The organism is uncultured Agitococcus sp. (genome assembly GCF_937920075.1).
GTDB lineage: Bacteria > Pseudomonadota > Gammaproteobacteria > Pseudomonadales > Moraxellaceae > Agitococcus.
On sequence record NZ_CALETI010000497.1, the window covers coordinates 1 to 4,199 of the forward strand.

Below are 4,199 nucleotides of genomic sequence, written 5' to 3' on the forward strand. Positions count from 1 at the left end.
GGGTTTTATCAACAAGTGGTTGAGGTTTACTCACGCTTGCTCCACCCAAAAATCATTGGCATAGACAAAAAACTGCTACTTCGAGCGCGGCGAATTGTATAGATTGCACACTAAATTAGCAAGCTTTTGTTACGGTTTAATGTACATTTAGCAGCGATTTTTTGGTGGTTTATTTGTTAACAATGGCTTTATTAGTCTTTATTTATCTCGTAAATGATTCAGTTTTGATAAAGCCTTACCTAATAATGTCTCTGGCTGTTTATGTGGATTAAGTGCATCTACCTCTAATTCATTACCCACTGTTTGCTCTAAGTTGATAATAGTTTGTCTAAATTCTTCAGGTAAAGTCACCTTTTGACCCTCTTTATCAACCATAACAACAATAGCTTCTCCTGTGGCTACAATACTTTTATGTTGTTGACTAAAAATAGCGTACTCCATTCTAAAACCAGAGCCTCTTAATTCAACAACACGTGCACCTAATTCTAATTCATCAGGATAACTGACCGATTTTAAGTAGCGGCAACTATTGGCTGCAACGACAGGATTCATTTGTTGTAAATGATCTAAAGCCCCAATCATTTGCAAATAACTAATCCGTACACTTTCAAAATAGCGGTAATACACAACATTATTGACGTGACCAAAGGCGTCCATTTCCCCCCATGCTACACTTTGAGGCTGAACAATAGGAAACTCTTTTAAACTGATTTGGCTCATATTAGTTATTTATCCTATTAGGGTAAAGGCAAATTAGGCAATGGTTTACTGATTAGCTGATTTAAGCCTGCTATTAAATAATGTCCTGCTTCTGGATCGTTTAAATGCTGTAATAAACGCACAAACTCAGCATAAGTTTCGGTATTTTTATGCAACACTAAGCTTTGTTCAAAATAGGCTTTAGCCATTGACCAGTCTCGACATTGCATACTTAAACGGCCTAAGGTTAATAATAAAACTGGACTTTGTGGATGGAGTTTCAACCATGTTTTAGCTTGTTCTAAGGCTAACTCTGGTTCTGCATGAAGCACTCGCCCATACAATTCAGCCAAACCATGATGCCAATTCTCATTTAAAACACGGGCAATAATAACACTTGCCTCATCATAGAAACCGACACTCATTAATGCTTGTACATAACTCATCACCACATCTGTATCACGTTGATGTTGGCGAGGTATTTGCTGCCAAAACTCTTGTAATTGCCTAAAGGTAATCGTTTTATCTACACGTCCAGTTGTTTTTGCCAATACTTCTAAACTATGTTGATATGCGGTTTTCATGAGTGCTTGATTGGTAATTGTTTCTGCGATAGGGGCTTTAGCCAAAATTGGCAACCACTCTAAACAATCTTGCCAAGCTTGTAATTTAACCAAGCTCTCTAATAATAATTGATTAACAACCGGCTCTTTTTTGTAATGTGGATAAATACTTTTGAGTTGAGCGACCGCCGCTTCCCATTGTCCAGTTTGTAACCATAATCGAATTCGGGTTATTTGGATGATGAGCCTATATTGATAACTATCTGCTAACTGTAAATAGTCTTCTGCGCGTTGTGAGGCTTGTTGACCCTGTGCAGCTTGTGCGGCTGCTAAATATGCCGCTAATGGTTCATCACTGATTTTAGCCGATTGATTAAATAATTTCTCGGCACGACGATAATCTTCTAAGGTTAATGCCTCTAAACCTTTGTGATAACTACGTTGTGCGCGTAAAAATCGTCTTTGTTGCAACCATTTATTCAGCAATGCGCGTAAACCAAATACACCTAATAATAACTCTAAAGCTATTAAACCTAATCCTGCTGCCAACATTAATAATAAAACAGCCAAAAATAAACTTAATTCAATAGAAGTTTGCTGCCAAACAATTAAAACATATCCACTGTCTTGTAAAAATACACTACCCAACCATGCGCCTAACAATAAAAACAGCAACAAAATGGCTAATTTAATCATAAACTTGCATCCTGTTGACTAGGAATACTTGGTGCTGATTCTGTATGTTGCGTTAATAATTGAGCCAATACTGACGGAGTATTTATTAGCTTAACGATTAGCTCTTGCATAGGTTGTTGTTTTAATAGTTGAATTTCTTTAATAAAAACAGCGTAATGTGGATTAAATTGCTGATAAGGCATCAATAATTGCTCAACATTAGTCAAACTTTGTTGATAACGTTGAGTTTGATGTGACCACAAAGCCATTTGTGCTTGCTGTAATGCCAAATAAACATTTTGTTGTACTAATACGCGTTGCTCCTGAGTAAGTAGTGGCGCAGCAATCGTTTGATTATGATGTTGAATACTAATTAATTTCTGTAAAGCAACCCAACCTTTTTCCCATGCACTTTGCTCTACATTTGTTGCTTGAGATTGTGGGATATGATTATGCTTACTCGGCGGCAAAGTTAATTGTTGTGCTGACTGTTTTAGGGCTTCTATTTTTAGAGAAATACCAGCAACATCAATATGTTGTACTTGACTTAACAATAACTGATCAGCCGCAATCGCTTGTCTTAATGCTAGCGTTTGTTGATTACCATAATGTTGTAATAGTTCATCCGCAATCGCCAATAATTGGCTTGCACTTTGGCTATCATGTTGCAACCACAAATGCTGCTCTGCCAAATCGACATAATGCTGCACTTGTTTAATTAAGGCATAAGGCTTTTGTGTTGGCTGAACTTGTTTTTTTAACTGGGCTAATTGCGACTCTAAGCTATCAACTTTTTGTTGTAATAACTGATTTTTACTTTGTATTTGAACCGTTTGTTCTTGGATAAGCTGTAACTGCTGAGATATTTCTTGATAATGTTGTCTCTCTTGTTTTTTATAACGATTGCCATGGTAATAAAGCAAAATACTGGCAATTACGGTGAGTATTACGATAATAACTGTCACTCGCCCCCAAAAACCAAACTTGAGCGTAATCTTAGGAAAAACATGAATGGGTTGACGTGTTTGACTCATTATAAGTACATCTTATTAGGGGCTAAAAAACTACTCTGATATATCATGAGTCTGACCTTTGTGCCACTGTTGAATTGCATGAACAATATCTTCTGGACGTGTACTCGCTGCAGTAATCACTTGCATAACTCCCAATGCTTTAGCCATTGCAACTAGCCGTTTACTAATCACTACCATCGGAATTTTGGAAAAATGTTCACCAACCAATTGTTGCCAACTTTGTAAAATCTCACCACTGGTAATCACAACCAAATCTGGTGATGTTTTTTGCTGTTGCCATAATTGCTGACTATTAATGGGAACTTGCCGTTGGTATAAATCTAAATAATCTACTTTAACACCTTGTTGTTGCAAATTATCGCGAACTAAATTACGTCCGCCCTGCCCTCTTAATACCAACATTTTTTGACCTTGCTGCAGTTGTTGCAAACATGGCAATTGTAAGAGGCCTTCACTAGTTTCTTGCGTTGGCACTATTGCTTGCAAGCCATACTGATGCAAAACTTCTGCAGTAGCCTCACCAATGGCTAACCACTGTACAGCAATCGGCCATTGTGGCCAATAATCACTTAATAGAGCTAAACCTAATTTGGCTGCGGTTGGACTGACTACAAAAACAACATCGTATAAATCTAAATTTAATAAATACTGCCGATGCTCTGCACTGAGAGCTAAAGGTATGTTTTCTACCAAAGGAATGGCGGTGACCAATGCACCTTTTTGCATCAGTGCATCGGTTAAAGGTTGCGCTCGATTAACAGGCCGAGTATTAATAATGTTTAGCCCTGCTAAGTTAGCCATATACTGCTGCCAAAATTTTATCCGCGCCTTGTGCCAATAGGCCGTCTGCAACATTTTCCCCTAGCTGCTCAATCGTACTTAAATCTGTGGTTTGTGCTTGGTAACGCAATACAGATTGGCCATCCAAACTTCCTACTAAGGCATTTAATATTAACTGCTGATTATCTAAAGTAGCAAAACCTGCAATTGGCACTTGGCAACCACCTTGTAAACGTCGGTTCATAGCACGTTCAGCTTGCACACACAACGCGGTTGGTAAGTGATGCAACGGTGCTAATAATGCTAATAATTCAGTATCGTTACTACGCGCCTCAATACCCACTGCCCCCTGACCTACAGCAGGTAATAGTTGAGTTAATGATTGAGCAATGCGTTGTTCCAAACCTAAACGTTTTAAACCTGCACTCGCTAAAATAATGGCATCGTA

The 4,199-nt window shown here is 38.1% G+C and carries 3 protein-coding genes and 2 pseudogenes; all 5 read right to left on the bottom strand.

Features of this window, described 5'->3' with window-relative positions; genetic code table 11:
- Window positions 1-285: 285 nt before the first annotated feature.
- Window positions 286-720, bottom strand: a pseudogene (locus Q0212_RS16610) (acyl-CoA thioesterase); the annotation flags it as partial.
- Window positions 721-737: 17 nt separating this feature from the next.
- A complete protein-coding gene (locus Q0212_RS16615) occupies window positions 738-1,958 on the bottom strand; it encodes a heme biosynthesis HemY N-terminal domain-containing protein (RefSeq protein ID WP_297927602.1) in 1,221 nt (406 codons plus the stop codon).
- Window positions 1,955-2,971: a uroporphyrinogen-III C-methyltransferase gene (locus tag Q0212_RS16620; RefSeq protein ID WP_297927603.1), complete on the bottom strand. Its 1,017-nt coding sequence runs from the start codon at window positions 2,969-2,971 to the stop codon at window positions 1,955-1,957. The genes Q0212_RS16615 and Q0212_RS16620 overlap by 4 nt, the downstream gene beginning before the upstream one ends.
- Before the next feature lie 30 nt (window positions 2,972-3,001).
- The gene (locus Q0212_RS16625; RefSeq protein ID WP_297927606.1) at window positions 3,002-3,772 is read right to left on the bottom strand and encodes a uroporphyrinogen-III synthase; all 771 of its coding nucleotides are present in this window, start codon (window positions 3,770-3,772) and stop codon (window positions 3,002-3,004) included.
- Window positions 3,765-4,199: pseudogene (locus tag Q0212_RS16630) on the bottom strand (hydroxymethylbilane synthase); the annotation flags it as partial. The pseudogene Q0212_RS16630 and the gene Q0212_RS16625, both read right to left, overlap by 8 nt.

Excerpts from the sequence above, each read along its gene's own strand:
- Q0212_RS16625 (WP_297927606.1), bottom strand. The coding sequence starts at position 3,772 with ATGGCTAACTTAGCAGGGCTAAACATTATTAATACTCGGCCTGTTAAT.
- Q0212_RS16620 (WP_297927603.1), bottom strand. The coding sequence starts at position 2,971 with ATGAGTCAAACACGTCAACCCATTCATGTTTTTCCTAAGATTACGCTC.
- Q0212_RS16615 (WP_297927602.1), bottom strand. The coding sequence starts at position 1,958 with ATGATTAAATTAGCCATTTTGTTGCTGTTTTTATTGTTAGGCGCATGG.